At 59.8% G+C, this 14,793-nt stretch carries 13 protein-coding genes; 6 read left to right on the top strand and 7 right to left on the bottom strand.

All coding sequences use genetic code 11. The features are described from left to right. Nucleotides 1-149 precede the first annotated feature (149 nt). The 5 genes from VGG64_24030 to rfbC form a co-directional block, all read right to left on the bottom strand. Nucleotides 150-1,052: a glycosyltransferase family A protein gene (locus tag VGG64_24030; protein ID HEY1602695.1), complete on the bottom strand. Its 903-nt coding sequence runs from the start codon at nt 1,050-1,052 to the stop codon at nt 150-152. A gap of 23 nt (nt 1,053-1,075) precedes the next feature. Continuing rightward, nucleotides 1,076-2,032: a class I SAM-dependent methyltransferase gene (locus VGG64_24025; protein ID HEY1602694.1), complete on the bottom strand. Its 957-nt coding sequence runs from the start codon at nt 2,030-2,032 to the stop codon at nt 1,076-1,078. Nucleotides 2,033-2,063: 31 nt separating this feature from the next. After that, on the bottom strand, nt 2,064-2,825 hold the full coding sequence (locus VGG64_24020) for an ABC transporter ATP-binding protein (protein ID HEY1602693.1): 762 nt from the start codon (nt 2,823-2,825) through the stop codon (nt 2,064-2,066). A gap of 121 nt (nt 2,826-2,946) precedes the next feature. Then, the gene (locus VGG64_24015; GenBank protein ID HEY1602692.1) at nt 2,947-3,729 is read right to left on the bottom strand and encodes an ABC transporter permease; all 783 of its coding nucleotides are present in this window, start codon (nt 3,727-3,729) and stop codon (nt 2,947-2,949) included. 109 nt (nt 3,730-3,838) lie between these two features. Further along, nucleotides 3,839-4,441 (bottom strand): dTDP-4-dehydrorhamnose 3,5-epimerase, encoded by a 603-nt coding sequence (rfbC, locus tag VGG64_24010; protein ID HEY1602691.1) that lies wholly within the window; start codon nt 4,439-4,441, stop codon nt 3,839-3,841. A 310-nt stretch (nt 4,442-4,751) separates the two neighbouring features. On the opposite strand from rfbC, the gene rfbB reads away from it, so the two are divergent. From rfbB to VGG64_23995, 3 genes are read left to right on the top strand one after another with little or no spacing between them, the layout of a single operon-like run. Beyond that, nucleotides 4,752-5,819 (top strand): dTDP-glucose 4,6-dehydratase, encoded by a 1,068-nt coding sequence (gene rfbB, locus VGG64_24005; GenBank protein ID HEY1602690.1) that lies wholly within the window; start codon nt 4,752-4,754, stop codon nt 5,817-5,819. A gap of 1 nt (nt 5,820) precedes the next feature. Beyond that, nucleotides 5,821-6,741, top strand: a complete 921-nt coding sequence (gene rfbA / locus VGG64_24000) for a glucose-1-phosphate thymidylyltransferase RfbA (protein ID HEY1602689.1) — start codon at nt 5,821-5,823, stop codon at nt 6,739-6,741. 44 nt (nt 6,742-6,785) lie between these two features. Next, a complete protein-coding gene (locus VGG64_23995) occupies nt 6,786-7,838 on the top strand; it encodes a glycosyltransferase family 2 protein (protein ID HEY1602688.1) in 1,053 nt (350 codons plus the stop codon). Nucleotides 7,839-7,866: 28 nt separating this feature from the next. Here VGG64_23995 and VGG64_23990 read toward each other — a convergent pair whose 3' ends face one another. Both VGG64_23990 and VGG64_23985 read right to left on the bottom strand, forming a co-directional pair. Continuing rightward, a complete protein-coding gene (locus tag VGG64_23990; protein HEY1602687.1) occupies nt 7,867-10,302 on the bottom strand; it encodes an ATP-binding protein in 2,436 nt (811 codons plus the stop codon). 228 nt (nt 10,303-10,530) lie between these two features. Next, nucleotides 10,531-12,069, bottom strand: coding sequence for a nucleoside permease (locus VGG64_23985; protein HEY1602686.1), 1,539 nt, complete (start codon nt 12,067-12,069; stop codon nt 10,531-10,533). Between the two features lie 591 nt (nt 12,070-12,660). On the opposite strand from VGG64_23985, the gene VGG64_23980 reads away from it, so the two are divergent. The 3 genes from VGG64_23980 to csrA all read left to right on the top strand — a co-directional run bounded on the left by VGG64_23980 (nt 12,661) and on the right by csrA (nt 14,607). After that, nucleotides 12,661-13,428, top strand: a complete 768-nt coding sequence (locus VGG64_23980; protein HEY1602685.1) for a sulfotransferase domain-containing protein — start codon at nt 12,661-12,663, stop codon at nt 13,426-13,428. Between the two features lie 303 nt (nt 13,429-13,731). Further along, the gene (fliW, locus tag VGG64_23975) at nt 13,732-14,166 is read left to right on the top strand and encodes a flagellar assembly protein FliW (protein HEY1602684.1); all 435 of its coding nucleotides are present in this window, start codon (nt 13,732-13,734) and stop codon (nt 14,164-14,166) included. A gap of 192 nt (nt 14,167-14,358) precedes the next feature. Next, the gene (gene csrA / locus VGG64_23970; protein ID HEY1602683.1) at nt 14,359-14,607 is read left to right on the top strand and encodes a carbon storage regulator CsrA; all 249 of its coding nucleotides are present in this window, start codon (nt 14,359-14,361) and stop codon (nt 14,605-14,607) included. Nucleotides 14,608-14,793: the final 186 nt, after the last annotated feature.

The raw sequence follows: 14,793 nt of genomic DNA, 5'->3' as shown, positions 1-14,793 counted from the left end.
TGGCACGGGCCGAGGCGACCCTATCGCGCAATGCGGCGGTCAGGGTGCTGGCGAGCGTGCCCGGAGTGCGGCCCATGTACCGCATGGCCCGGCAGGTTCTGCATGTCAGCCGCTAGCGCAGTGCGCTGGGCGTGATTACATCGGCCGGTTTAGACGCGGTTGCCAGCCAACTGGGCCGACAACTCGATGGACTTCATCGCGGGCCGTTGGATTTGACCAAAGTGCCACGGCCGTGCGGTAGGGGGCGCGTAGTCCTTGCCGCGCAGGCGCACGTATTCCGCGTGAAACTCTTGCCACGGCAAAACTCGGTTGTTGGTGGCGACGCCGCCGTGTACTTGATGAAAGGTTCCCTCGCCCAAGAGTATGATCAATTGGCTGCCTGGCAACTCGCAGGCGCGGACATAAGTGTCCAGGTTCACCAGGCCGCCGCCGGGCGAGACAAACTGTTCGTCAAATCCGCCCAGCACTTTCCATAACCCGGTGGGCAAAAAAAGCGCATTCGATTCCGAAATGGGCTGAAAGCAGCCCTGGGCCGACGATCCGGCAAAAACAGAGATGTCGAACAGCCTATATCCATCGGCAAACCACTCGACGCTGTCGAGCAGTTTGTCCTCGGCCTGTTGGTCGTAACCCTTTAGGACGCTCTGCATCTGCACCTCGGTCCCGAGATGAAAGCCGAGCGAGGCGATCACAGGCCGCGGGCACAGTTTGGCAGCCCGCAGGGCGTTAGCGAGCAAGCCTGGCGAGGCCATGCGTGCGCCATCGATCATCACGCCAACCAAGTCGCCGCGTGCCTCTGCAATCCCCCGGTTAATGGCGACCGTGGGCGAAGCCTGCGGATTTTGCACGCAGATGAACCGCAGGTTGCCACCCCATTGCGAGCAGGCGTGTTCGTCGACCGCGTCCTTCGAGCCATTGTCGACGATGATGATCTCGTAGTCGTCAGCAGATATTTCTCGCTGCATTTGGGGAGACAGCGAACGGATCGTGCGCGGGATCTCGCGCGCCATGTTATACGCGATAACGACGATCGATAGGCGAATCCGCGACATAGGCACACACACTCCGGGCTGCGTCAGCGACTATGCTCTGTTCGCCACGCGTCGAGCGCCAGGGATACCGCCGTTGGGGAGTCCGCATCGCGGTGCTGACGGAGCGTGCCAAGCAACTTGGCGATCCGGCTGTCATCCGCCGCCCAGGCGCCGGAACGCTCTAGCACATCGTCGGGCACGGCGCCGCTATCGTTGTCGACAAGCTCGCGCACGATCGCATCGTATTGGTCGGCAAGTTGATGACTGTCGGGGTTCAGGCCGGCCACCAGTAACATTCCCGTCGGAAACGTGTCGAACGGGATCAGCAACAGGTCCGGACGGACGCGCCGCAAGCAGGTGATGATCTTCCACACGTCGCCAGTCCAGACGCGTGTTTGCCGGTTCCGTTCGGCTTGCAAGCGATGGACCGGAAAAACATCATCAAACACGATCACGGTCGCGGCATGGGCGCGTCGCTCGATATTGATGAAATCGCGCAGCGCGAATTCAAACCAGTGCATTCCATCGATGAATGCCAGATCGATCGGTTTCGAAAGCAGTTCGTCGGCACTGCCGGCGAAGAAATCGTCACTGGTTGCCGCGAGGACTTCGACTTGGTTCGAGAGCGGAACGCTGATTTCGGGAGCTGGGTCCACGCCCAACGCGTGTCCTGTGGCGAGCGCCAAGCTGGCGCCGTGGCGCACGCCGATTTCCAGATAAAACCTGGGTGAAAGCAGCGCGTGAATATCCCGCAGGAAGTCGACGTGCGATCGCGTGCCACGCGTGGCTTCGGCATCGGGCAGCGCATTCGTCTCGCTCGTGCCGAGCTGCGGGGTGCCAGTGAACGTCTCGGGCCGATCGGTTGCCGTTGCGATAGTGTAAGGGGCAGGAGTCTGCCATCGTCGGGATGGGGCCGCTATCGCTCCCGTGGCAAACACCTTCGATGGCCTACGGAATATCGAGCGAACGAGGGCGAGCCCGAGATGATGAGGGGCATTCATAGGGACTCTCGGGCAAGGGGCCTGCGCCGGTTCAGGCCGCGTGGCTACACGCACCCGACGTAACTTGCTCGGTATACGCTTCGATGACTTCGTCGGTAGGACCGTCCAGGCGAATCGTGCCGTGATCGAGCCACAATACGCGATCGCACAGCTGCGCGAGCGACTGCATGTCATGGCTAACGACGATGACGGCCCGGGCCTTCGAGATCAAAGCCCGCATACGCGTCCGCGCCTTGGCCTGAAACTCCAAATCTCCGGCACTGAGCACTTCGTCGACGATCAGGATGTCGGGTTCGATCGCCGTGGAGATCGAAAATGCCAGCCGCACCAGCATGCCCGCGGAATAGTAACGCACCGGAATATCGAGAAAACGGCCAAGCTCGCTGAACTCGGCGATGGGCTGCATCTTGGCGCGGATCGAGCGGGGAGTCTCGCCGAGCAAGTAACCGCGATATTGGATGTTTTCCCAGCCGGTCGCGTCCAACTCGAACCCCAGGGCAATGTCGAACAAGGAACTAACGTGTCCTTTGACGGAACGCGTGCCCGAGGTCGGCGGGTAGATGCCGGCCATGAGCTTGAGCAGCGTACTCTTGCCGGCGCCGTTGTGTCCGATGATGCCGACCCGTTCTCCCTCGTTGATCGATAGGTTGATGTTATTCAGCGCGCGCACGATGAACCGATTCTCGCTGCGGCGTCGGAACATGCCGGTCAGCAAGTATTCTTTCAGGCTGATTCGCCCGTGCCTGCGGACGGTGAATTCGAGGCCGGCTTTTTCCAGCGAAATCAGCGTCATGCAGATTCAGGCTCCCATGCCAGCACAGCTGCGATTCGATGAATGCGAAATATCTTAAGCGATCCGAGTTTTTCGTCTGGCAGCCGTCTGGCCTACGATTACGAGTCGCGGAACGAGCCGGTTATAAGTAGAAAATCATCCGACGTTCGAATCTGGCCAGCAGCAAGCAGGCCCCCGCACCGGCTATCAGGACGGTGGCCGTGGCAATCGTATAGGCCGATAACGAAGGAAGTTCGGCATTGACCAAGGGTGCGCGAACCAATTCCAAAAAAGCGGACAGCGGGTTCCAGGCTACCACCCAGGTCAGGCCGCGATCGCGCAGCACTTTGGCCGGGTACATGATCGGCGTCAGGTAGAAGACCACTTGCAGCAGTACTTGAATCAGGTGCTGGATGTCTTGAAACAGCACGTTCAGCACGCCCATACAAACGGCCAACGACCAGGCGAAGCAAAACAGCAGCAGCAATGTCGGCAGCAGACTGATGAGCACCGGAACGTTGGCAAACCCGCTCAGGCACCACACCAATCCCAACACCACTGCCAGCCCCGCCAACAGATGAATGCTAGCACCCAGGGTAGCGCGTAACGGATAGATCGCCAGCGGCGCAGGGTGCTGGCGAATGTAAGACTCGCCCTGAAGGAAAGACTGGCACCCCTGCGTCATGACCGAGGTGACGAAGTTCCAGACGGTCAAGCCTGCCAGCAGGTAAGGCGCAAAAGTACGCACCTCGACGTCGAACAGGGTGGCGAAGACCGTGCATAAGACAACGGTCATCGACAGCGGCAACAACAGCGACCATCCCAGGCCGAGAATCGAATGGCGATAGCAGCGGCGCAGATCGACGCGCACCAGCGCCAACCAAAAGTGCCGTAACCGCCAAATCTCCGACACGTAAGCCGTCACGAATTAGGTGCTCCGAGTTTTGAATCTCTTGCGGACAACTTCGCGATTCGTCGGCACGTGCTATCCGAACTCGCCGCTAAATCGCGTCATTTGTCATTGGTCACACGCATCAAGCGGCGTGCGCGCGCTTTCGAGTAACCGGCTCGTGGTCCGCGAATTGCGAGTACTGTGGCAACAAGTCGGCCGTCAGATCGTGCAGGTTGTGCAGGGCCGCGTCCTTGGGGGAGATAATGGGACTGGCAATGGGCCAGCGAACGCCAATCCGTGGATCGTTCCAGGCCACGCCCACCTCGCAATCAGGACGATAGACTTCGCTGCACTTATAGGTCACCAGCGCCGTGGCCGAGACGACACAGAAGCCGTGGGCGAAGCCCTCGGGAATATACAGTTGGCGGTTGTTTTCCAGCGATAGATCGACACCGATCCAACGTCCAAAATGCGGCGAGCCTAGCCGCACGTCCACGACGACGTCGAAGATCTGGCCTGCTAGCACTTGCACCAATTTGCCTTGGCTCGACGGATGCTGAAAGTGCAATCCTCGCAACACACCGCGGCGCGACCACGAAAGGTTGTCCTGCAACATGTTCTCGGGCAGGCCGGCTTCCTGATACCGCGCTTGGCTCCAAGTCTCGAGAAAATAGCCCCGCTCATCGCGAAAGACGCGCGGTTCGATGATGCGGACGCCGGGCAGGTCGGTCTCGGTGATCTTCATGATGTGCTAGCAGCGCCCGTCGGCGCCGCGCCTAGAAATTTTGCGCAGAGATGCGAAGTAGCTCGCGCGGACATTTCTGCCAAAACCGACCGACATAGTCTAGAGCAGTTTTCGGTGGCGCAGTTTTCGGCGGTCGAATTGCGCGGTACGATTATCGGGTCGACACTCGTCTTGCCGGCTTCGATTGTCGGCTGCTATAAAACTTTCCCGCTTTAATTCGTCGGCGCGCCGTGGTCCCTCAAACACACTGGTCGCCGCGAAATCGACCCCAGAGATACGTGCCGGTTCACTCCGGCAGGAGTTCCTTTCGATGTCAACCGTGCTGGTCACAGGTGGCGCAGGTTTTATTGGCAGCTGCTTCGTGCGGCAATGGTTGCACGAAGAAGCGGATTGCATCGTCAACCTCGACAAGCTGACGTATGCCGGCAATCTCGATTCGCTGGAACAAGTAGAGGATCATCCGCGCCATCGCTTCGTGCAAGGCGACATCTGCGATCGGGCCACGGTGGCGCGATTGCTCGACGAGTATCAGCCGCGGGCGATCGTGAATTTCGCAGCAGAGTCGCACGTGGATCGCTCGATCGACGGTCCTGCTGAATTTGTGCAGACCAATGTCGTCGGCACATTTCAATTGCTCGAGGCGGCACGTGCCTATTGGAATGATCTGCCCCAGCGCGAGCAGGCGCGTTTTCGCTTTCTGCAAGTATCAACGGACGAAGTGTACGGCTCGCTGGGGAAGACGGGAAAGTTTCACGAGACAACACCCTACGCACCAAACTCGCCGTACTCGGCCAGCAAGGCTTCGTGCGATCACTTTGTTCGCGCCTATCACCACACCTACGGCTTGCCGACGCTGATCACCAACTGCTCGAACAACTACGGGCCCTATCAGTTTCCGGAAAAATTGATTCCCTTGATGATCCTCAACGCCATTGAGGGCAAGCCACTGCCTGTCTATGGCGATGGACAACAAGTGCGCGATTGGCTGTTCGTCGAGGATCATTGCCGGGCGATTCGGCTCGTCCTGGCCGCTGCCTCTCCCGGCGAGACCTACAACATTGGTGGCGATTGCGAACGGGCCAACCTGGCGATCGTCAACGCGATCAGTGAGTTGGTCGACAGTCGGCTGCCGGAATTGGCGCACGCGCCGTGCCGCTCGTTGATCACGCACGTGACAGACCGGCCGGGGCATGATCGTCGCTACGCGATCGACGCATCGAAGATCCACCGCGATCTGGGATGGCGACCGCTACAAGACTTTGAAACGGGATTAGCGCTGACAGTGGATTGGTATTTGGCGAATCGTCGCTGGGTCGAACGCGTTACCAGCGGCTCGTATCGCCGCGAGCGTCTGGGAACTCTCACCGCGAGTGTCTGAAATGCACAATACATATTGTCGTAAGGGAATCATTCTGGCGGGCGGATCGGGAACGCGCTTGTACCCGGTCACCACGGTCGTCAGCAAGCAGCTGCTTCCGGTTTACGACAAACCGATGATTTACTACCCGCTGTCGGCGTTGATGCTGGCCGGCATCCGCGACGTCCTCGTGATCTCGACGCCTGAGGACATTGGCAACTTCGAGCGCCTGTTGGGCGACGGCGCCCGATTGGGTATTGATATCTCGTACGCCGTGCAACCACGTCCCGAGGGGCTGGCCCAGGCCTTTATCATCGGACGCGAGTTTGTTGGCAACGATCACGTTGCGCTGGTGTTGGGAGACAACATCTTCTATGGACACGGCTTTCAGGCAATGCTCGCCCGCGCTGCCAGCCGTCGCGATGGCGCCACAGTCTTCGCTTATCCGGTCAAGGACCCCGAGCGATATGGCGTCGTGGATTTGGATGCTAACGGAACCGCCATCGCGCTCGAAGAGAAGCCAGCCCAACCGCGATCGAACCTGGCCGTGACGGGCCTTTACTTCTACGACAATCAAGTCGTCGACATCGCCGCCAACCTGCGCCCCTCAGCCCGCGGCGAATTGGAAATCACGGACGTGAATCGGGTTTATCTGGCGAAAAAATCGATGCACGTCGAATGCTTTGGCCGGGGGTTTGCGTGGCTCGATACCGGGACGCACGAATCGTTGATTCAGGCGGCGAACTTCATCGAAACCGTCGAGCAGCGCCAAGGCTTGAAAATTGCCTGCTTGGAAGAGGTGGCGCATCACATGGACTTCATCACCAGCGAGCAGCTGCTCGCCTTGGCGGCGCCTTTGAAGAATAGTTATGGCGACTATCTACGCCGCATTGCCGAGGAGTCAGCCAAGTTGGCGCGACCGACCTTGCGTAAGGCAGGCTAAACGCGCCAGCCGCTTGTCATGGTGTACGACTGCAGTGTGCCGCGATGGATCGCGACTCGGAGCCCATGATCAAAGCCGCCGCAGCAACTCCGGCACTCGCACGATCCGGCCAGGGACATGGCGCTTTGGCATCCGCCGACGTGGCCGTGGTTATCGTCAATTACAACTCCGGACCGCATTTGCGGATGTGCCTGCAGGCACTGGGCCGCCAGACACGATCGCCCCGCCGCGTGATCGTAGTCGACAACGCCAGCACGGACGATTCGCTGACCGGCGCTTCGGCCAGCTACGCCAATGTAGAGATTCTGCACGCCGGTCGGAATCTTGGTTTCGCTGGGGGCAATAACCTGGCGATCCGATCGCTCGACAATTGCCGCTATGTAGCGCTCGTGAATGCCGACGCGTATGTCGAGCCCGACTGGCTCGAGCGGCTGCTCGATGCCGCGATGCGGCGGCCCGATTGCGACTTCTTTTCCTGCCGATTGCTTTCGGCGACCGAACCCACCCGGCTCGACGGGACGGGGGACGTCTACCACGTCAGTGGTCGGGCCTGGCGAAGGGATTGGGGGCAGCCCGCGACGGCCAGCAGCAGTTCAACTCCTACGCTCGGCGCCTGCGCCGCCGCCGCGCTATACAAACGTGAAGCGCTCATTGCCATCGATTGCTTCGACGAGGACTATTTTTGCTTCTACGAAGATGTCGACTTGAGCTTTCGCTTGCAGTTGACCGGCCACCGAGGGCTATATGTTGCCGAGGCAATCGCGCGGCATGTCGGCTCGGCCAGCACCGTGAGGCAGAGTGACTTTTGCGTCTACTACGGACATCGCAACCTGGTCTGGACGTACGTCAAGAACATGCCGGGACCATTGTTTTGGTTGTATTTGCCCCAGCACCTGGCATTGAATCTTGCCACGGTGCTATGGTTCGCCCTGCGGGGGCGGGGACGATTGATTCTGCGTGCCAAATGGGACGCGTTGCGCGGCCTGCGCGGTGCATGGAGTAAACGTCGCTCGATACAAGCCCGTCGCACGGCGAGCATTGCGAGCATCCGCTTGCTGCTTGCTCGAGGATTGCTGACTCCGTATTTCGGCCCGTAGCTTATGACGAGTGACCAAGAGTCACTTACTACGCGCTGGCCAGCGATTCGGCCGGGTCCGTGGGGGCAGTGGTGGGAACGGCGCAGCGTGCGATGACTCTGTACAAGCTCGCACGATCGATCGGTTTCATCGAGTAGTCGTTGCAGCCTGCGGCCAGACACTTCTCGCGGTCGCCGCCCATGGCATGCGCTGTAAGAGCCACGATAGTTCCGGCGAAACCTGCTTCGCGCAGTTTTTGCGTGGCACCGTAGCCGTCGAGGACGGGCATTTGCATATCCATCAGAACGACATGAAACGGATCGCCGGAATCTTCCGCTGCCAGCACGAGATCGACCGCCATTTGCCCATTGTCGGCAATCGTGACATCGGCGCGATATTTCCGTACCACATAAGCGATGAGTCGCTGATTGTCGGGACCGTCTTCGGCCAAGAGCACCTTGCAACGTCGATTTGCAGGCAAAGCCCGCGGCTCGGACGCCGCCACTGCGTCAGGCAGCGGATTCTGCACATCGGCAATGTGCGAGATACTGTCAAGCGGTCCCGTCGCCACGGTCAGGATGAACCGGCTGCCGTGGCCAGGATCGCTGCGGACCGAGATCGTGCCGCCGAGCACATCCGCCAGCCGCTTGCTGATTGATAGTCCCAAGCCGGTCCCGCCGAAACGTCGCGTCGTAGAACTATCGGCCTGGGCGAACGGCTGGAAGATTTTGGCGAGTTGCTCGCTGCGCATGCCGATGCCCGAGTCGATCACTTCGATTTGCAGCCGAGGCTGTTTTTTCTCGGTCGCGTCTACTTGGACCACGATCCGAATTTCACCCACTTCGGTAAACTTGATGGCGTTACCTACCAGGTTTATGAGGATCTGTCGCAGACGCATTGGGTCGGTGCGGATCGCGGCTGGCATGGGGCCGCGGAATTCAACGCTCAGGGGCAAGGCTTTGGCGTCGGCGCGGACGCGCATCAAACTGGCGACGTCGATGACGATCTGGCTGGGCGAGCAGGCGACTTCCTCTAATTGCAGCTTGCCAGCTTCGATCTTCGATAGATCGAGAATATCGTTGATGATTTCCAGCAGGTGTTCGCCATTGCGCTTGATAATTTGCAAGGGCTCGGCGTTGTCCGAGGTCAGCCCATTTTCGAAGATCACGTCTGCGAAACCTAAGATCGCCGTCATGGGCGTGCGGATCTCATGGCTCATATTGGCCAAGAACTCGCTTTTAGCGCGATTCGCGCCTTCGGCAGTCTCTTTCGCTTCGCGCAATTGCTGCTCGGCGCGATAGCGTTCCATGACGTTCGAGACCGATCCGGCGATCCGCGTGGCCTGGCCAAGCTGGTCCCACATGGCCTGACCGCGGGCATGAAACCACTGGTAATCACCGTTCCGGTGCCGCACGCGAAAGTCGATGGCGAAGGGAACGTGATGCTCGAAATGGTCAAAAACCATCTTGTAGACGCTGTCGCGATCGTCGGGATGGATCATGTCGAGAAAGTTCTCGAAAGCCGCGGTCTCCGTCTCTTCGTACCCCAGCAGTTGTTTGAAACGCGGAGAAAAATAGATGCGATCGGTTTCCGCGTTCCATTCCCATGTTCCGTCGCTCGACCCGCGCACGGTAAGATCAAAGCGATCGCGTGCGCTCTGCAGCGCGATCGCCATTTCGTTGATCTTTTGGGCCAGGCCGCTGATCTCGTCGTAGTAGGGCCCTGCCAGGGCAATATTCGTGTTGCCGAGCGTGACTTGTTCGACCGCGGCCGTCAGCGTGCTGATGCGGCGCAATAAATAGAAAGCGAACGATATCAGGACAAACGCGGCGAGCGCGAACGACACCACGCCGCGAATGCTTATTAGCCAGATATTCCGATCACTTTGTTCATTCGCTGCGAGGTTGTTCGCCTCGGCGGCTGTAATCTGGTGACTTGCCGCGGCGAGCGCGCCGCTGGTCAAGGCCGACAACGCCTCGCCGCGCGTGTATGGCAAGGGTGAATCACCGTCGCCGTCGTCGCTGAAGTCGGCGCGGGCCGTGTCCGGGTGCCGTGCCTGCGTCGTTCCTAGATGGCGGGGCACGGCTGCCGCAGCTTCTTCCGCGAGCCGATACCAATGGGCCGCCTCGGCTCGAGTGGAAGCATCAAGGTCGGCATATTTGTCGATGGCCGCGATGAGTGCTGTGCGGGCGACTTCTCTTTGCGCGTCGGTGTGTGGATTCTCGGCCTGCGGATCGCTTTGCGCCGGGACCTCTGGCGCGAGGGTGGCGTAGTGCAAAGACGCAGTCGCGATCTCGGTGGCGGCGGCAACGTGCCGTGTGTCCAGGGTAATCTGTTCGATACAGCGCGCGAGCCGGCCATGCATCCAAAATGCGGTTGCCGTAGTAAGCCCGATTATGATCAGCAACAGCACATTGGCTACGGCGGCCTGGCGACGGACGCCGAAAGGGAGCGTCCCCGGGGACGACGCATGAAAAGAAAGCATGTTCAAGGTGCAACCAGAGCTGCGCGGAATGACCCTCAAAAGTAAATATGGGGTACGCAGCTAGGAGCAGACGGTGAACGGCGGTTCGCAATGGCAAGCTTGCCCCGTCTGCCGGGGGAGCGGCATGCGATTGGCGCGATTCTTTCGGTCGTACGGATTCGCGATAACGACAATCAACCGCGCACGATTGTCGAGGCATGAATGCGCAGGAAGCGACTCACGCGACAATCATCTGGCATCGTCCGTGACGGGCACGCGATCGTGGAAGCCGACCCAAAACAGCAAGCTGGTGATCCCAGCCATCAATGACGGCCAGATCCAGATTATGCGCCAATCGTGTGCCTGCGCCGCACGCCATTGAGCACGCGTGACGACGCCGGCGGATTCGCGGTCGATCTTGGCAAAGGCCTCGCGCAATGCCGTGCCCGAGTAGGTCAGGTCGCGCGAGCTGTCGTTAACGTCCGGGCGTTCGACCCAGCTGTCGGGAATTTCAACCAGCTGCAAAACGCCGTCGCCGTTGGCGTCGTTCGTGGCGGCGAAATCGGGACCGTGAGTTGACACTGCCGGTTTTTCGTTGAAAAGGAGTCCGCGCACCGTCGTTGACAGGTCTAAATAGCGCCACGCGGTATCACCGGATTGGGTGTCGGCCCAATGGGGCAGGGGAGCGGCGGGCAATTCCTGACCGGTTGACGTTGTCACGCTCACTGATATGGCCGGGTATTTCTTGACAATCCAGCCGCTTACGTTCGAGCCCACGAACATGCCCAGCCCCAGCGTGATGAAGGCGATCAGGCTCTGAGCGCTCGCGCGTAGATGGCGCGGGGCCTTCTTGTCGACATAGATCTGGCTGGCCACGAAAAAGAAGTCATAGCACACTCCGTGCAAGACCAGGCCCACCAGCACCAGCGAAAAATCGAGCGTTGAGAAACACAGGTAACGCACGATCCAGGCCAGCATCCCTACCAACAGCATGTTCTTCACGCCCAAACGGAGAATGAAGAAGGGCATGGCCGTCATGAAAAAGACTTCCGAAATCTGGCCAAGCGTCTGTAGCGCCGTGGGCGCGGGACGATCGGTTTCGACCAGGAAGTCGTTGGCAAAGCTGTAGTAGAACGCCAGAGGTATGCAGATTAGAAATGAGCAAATTGCGAAGACCGTGAACGACGGTTCCTTGAATAGCCCCACGGCCCCCAGCCCCAGCGCGTCTCCGCCGCTGGCCCCGCGTGGCGGCGTGTGCGGCAGCGTCAAACAAAACAGGCCTAACAAAATCGAGGCGCCGCCGGCCATCTTGAAGAAGGTATTTTCGACTCCGCCCAGGGCGATGCCGACGATCAATCCGGCGACGATCCAGCCCAACGTTCCGAAAACGCGAATTCTCGGAAACTCCTTTTCTGGATCACCAATATTGGCGAACGAGATGGAATTCGTCAGAGCCAAGGTCGGCATGTAGCAGAGCGCGTAAGCCACCATCGTGATAAATAGTGGCTGGACATCGGTCTGTCCGGCGGCCCACAGCAATAGACCTCCGCCAATCAGGTGCAGCGTTGCCAGGATCCGCTCGGTAGCAAAGAAACGGTCCGCGACGTAGCCGATGAACAAAGGCGCAAAGATCGCCCCGATCGCGGTGGTGGAATAGATCAAGCCGATGCTTTGCCCGTCGAAATGCAGCGTCTTGCCCATGTAGCCGCCGGCCGACACGGCCCAACTTCCCCACACGAAATACTGCAAGAACATCATCGCGGACAAACGGCTGCGGGCAGAAAGCATCGCGGCAGGCTCCTTCGCGTAGCCAGGGGGTTTTCAGGGGGTGTATGCCGAATGGCACCACCCTCTTGGTCGTGCGCCAAGTCGGCATTCTAGGCACCGCGGCGCGAAGAAGAAAGCGTATTGAAAAATGGGAGAGATTGGCGGTCGTATCGAACCGGGGACGCCGCCAGAAAATGTATTGCTTCCGGAAGAATAAGACGGCGACGCAAAGGGTCGCTATCCTCCGTGCGAGCGTGCACGAAGCGCACATTACGAAGATGTATGCGTGCGCGATAATGTGTATTGCTGCAAGGCCGAAGCATTGCCGGTTTAGCACTTTGGGGAACGGAACCGCACAATCGTTCTGTCCCAATTCACCTGCCAAACGTGTGCCGCCGCGAAGTGGCCTAAGGATGCGGGCCGCAATGGCCGAAAAATCAACACGCAGTCTCGCGAATCTGACGCACATCGAACGCGACCCTTCGGGGGGGCGCAAGCGCAGTGGCGGTGCGGGACCAAATGCCGCAACAGCTGTAGGGCCGCTTCATTCAACCCCCCGAAACGCTCCCCCACGTGGGAGCTGTTTCCCCGTTCCCTGACGAGGATGACGCCGTGCGTACTTCTTGGATGATTCCGTTCCGGCCCAAAGGCCACGAGCACGTTCTAATCGCCTGTTTTCCGAAATCGGGATCAACCTACCTCAGCAAAGTCTTGCGCGAGACGACGGGGCTTGCCAAGGCTTATGTCTCGGAACCTGGTCCGCAGAACGAACAAGACCTGGCGGCGGGGCGCCTGCGCCGGGTGAAGCGGCGATCGGTTCTCCAGCAACATGTCAAAGCGACGCGCAATAATCTGGAACTGCTGCGCCAGTACCGAATGCGGCCAATCGTGCAGACGCGGAACCTCTTCGACGTGGTGGCGTCTCTGCACGATCATTTCCAGCGCGATCATCGCAGCTTGCCTTGCGGATTTATCTCCGAAGGCTATTTGCGCATGCCGTGGGAAGAACGGCTGGAATATTTGATCCATGTCCACTTGCCGTGGTATTTCAATTTTGCCCTCTCGTGGCGCGAGGCCGCGCGTCAGATCGAGGTCTGCGCGGTCACGTACGAGCAGTTTTTCTCGGATCAGGTGGGTGAGTTGCAGCGGATCTCCGGGTTCTACGGCCTACCTGTGTCGGAAACGCAGATCACCGCCGCGATCGCCAAAGCAGCGCGGAGCGACACGCGATTCAACGTCGGCGTGATCGGTCGCGGCGCGGAAATGCTCGGCAGGGCCCATAAGGACGCTATTCGCCGACTGGCGAACGTTTGCGGCCTGTACGTCAATGATGCCGGCTCGATCGCGGAGTTAATGCCCGCCAGGACACGTGCGGCTTAAACGCGCGTAGAACCTGCATTGCGGGGGCAGGTGGTGCGCAGGCTGCATCATGCCATTCTACCGACGACGTGCTTCGATCGCCGCCCGGGCCCCACGCGATCAACCGTGCCGATTATGCCGCCTGCGCGCACGACGGCGCCACCCGTGCGCTTTGTACCTCGTCAGGGATTACCCACTTTCCATCACCTGACACCGTGCTGGCATTTTTCCTCGCCCACCAAAACCTCCGCAGCCGATCTAAGCCATGTGCTCTTTCTCTCGGTGAGAGAAGGCAGGTTGCACAACATCCAGGGAGGGTGCGCAATGCAAGTCCGCACGACTCGATTCGCGAACGTGGAAGTCCAACCTGAAGACCTCATCCGATTTTCGGACGGGATGCTCGGGCTGGAAGATTGCAGCACGTGGGTGCTGCTGGCCGACGCACAGAACGACGCGCTCGGCTGGTTGCAAAGTACGACACGCCCCGAAGTGGCACTGGCAGTGGTCAGTCCGCGAAGGTTCGTGCCGGAGTATCAGCTACGCGTGTATCGCCGGGAACTGGCCTCACTGAGACTAGCGCAGCCTGAAGATGCTCAGGTCCTGGTCATCGTGGGCAAGAACGAGCGCGGCATTACGCTGAACCTGAAAGCCCCCATCGTGATGAACCTCGAACAGCGGCTCGCTCGGCAAGTGATCGCCAATGGCGACTTGTCGCTGCGACATGAGTTGGCGCCGACGGCATTGCGGAAGACGGCCTGACGAGAAACAAGAGACACACAACGGGCGTCCCACATTGCGGGGCCTACGAGTTGCCGAATCGTTGGATTCGGGCAAACGCAGGCTCGCGGTGCGCGACGCATAATCATCCACGTCGAAACATGCCGGATAGCGACGCCCCGCGCGGGACCAGCACCCGCCGCGTTGATGTCGTAACGAAGGAAGGAGCCCCAGGTGCTAGTCCTGTCGAGACAACGCGACGAGAGCATCATGATCGGCGACAATATCGTGATCACCGTCGTCGACATACGCGGCGATAAAGTCCGCCTGGGCATCAGCGCCCCGACCGAGATTCCCGTGCATCGCCAGGAGGTGTACGAGGCAATCCAGCGCGAGAACTTGCGCGCCAGCCAGCTCGATCCCAAAGACGCCCGGAACGTCGGAAAGCCGAATAATTCTCCCGACTCGCCTCTGCGTGGGTAACAACCGGCGTTACCTTGAGACGGAAGTGGGCGCAGGCCCGGCGGTGCGGGCGCATGCTGCTAATGGCACACATGGTTCAGATCGCGTAGCGCGCAGGCGGATCGCTTTCGCGCCATCCAGTCTGGCATCCGCCTTGGTTAGGCGGCGTTCCCGAATGCTGTGCGATGGCCTGGTTCGCGGTCGCCA

It is taken from the genome of Pirellulales bacterium (assembly GCA_036490175.1).
In the GTDB taxonomy this organism is placed as follows: Bacteria; Planctomycetota; Planctomycetia; order Pirellulales; family JACPPG01; genus JACPPG01.
Note: the sequence above shows the minus strand (reverse complement) of the source record. Positions and strands in the feature narration are given on the sequence as shown.

What these genes read in the sequence shown, in the direction of transcription:
- VGG64_24030 (HEY1602695.1), bottom strand. Translation starts at nt 1,052, where the DNA reads ATGTCGCGGATTCGCCTATCGATCGTCGTTATCGCGTATAACATGGCG.
- VGG64_24025 (HEY1602694.1), bottom strand. Translation starts at nt 2,032, where the DNA reads ATGAATGCCCCTCATCATCTCGGGCTCGCCCTCGTTCGCTCGATATTC.
- VGG64_24020 (HEY1602693.1), bottom strand. Translation starts at nt 2,825, where the DNA reads ATGACGCTGATTTCGCTGGAAAAAGCCGGCCTCGAATTCACCGTCCGC.
- rfbC (HEY1602691.1), bottom strand. Translation starts at nt 4,441, where the DNA reads ATGAAGATCACCGAGACCGACCTGCCCGGCGTCCGCATCATCGAACCG.
- rfbB (HEY1602690.1), top strand. Translation starts at nt 4,752, where the DNA reads ATGTCAACCGTGCTGGTCACAGGTGGCGCAGGTTTTATTGGCAGCTGC.
- rfbA (HEY1602689.1), top strand. Translation starts at nt 5,821, where the DNA reads ATGCACAATACATATTGTCGTAAGGGAATCATTCTGGCGGGCGGATCG.
- VGG64_23995 (HEY1602688.1), top strand. Translation starts at nt 6,786, where the DNA reads ATGGATCGCGACTCGGAGCCCATGATCAAAGCCGCCGCAGCAACTCCG.
- VGG64_23990 (HEY1602687.1), bottom strand. Translation starts at nt 10,302, where the DNA reads ATGCTTTCTTTTCATGCGTCGTCCCCGGGGACGCTCCCTTTCGGCGTC.
- VGG64_23985 (HEY1602686.1), bottom strand. Translation starts at nt 12,069, where the DNA reads ATGCTTTCTGCCCGCAGCCGTTTGTCCGCGATGATGTTCTTGCAGTAT.
- fliW (HEY1602684.1), top strand. Translation starts at nt 13,732, where the DNA reads ATGCAAGTCCGCACGACTCGATTCGCGAACGTGGAAGTCCAACCTGAA.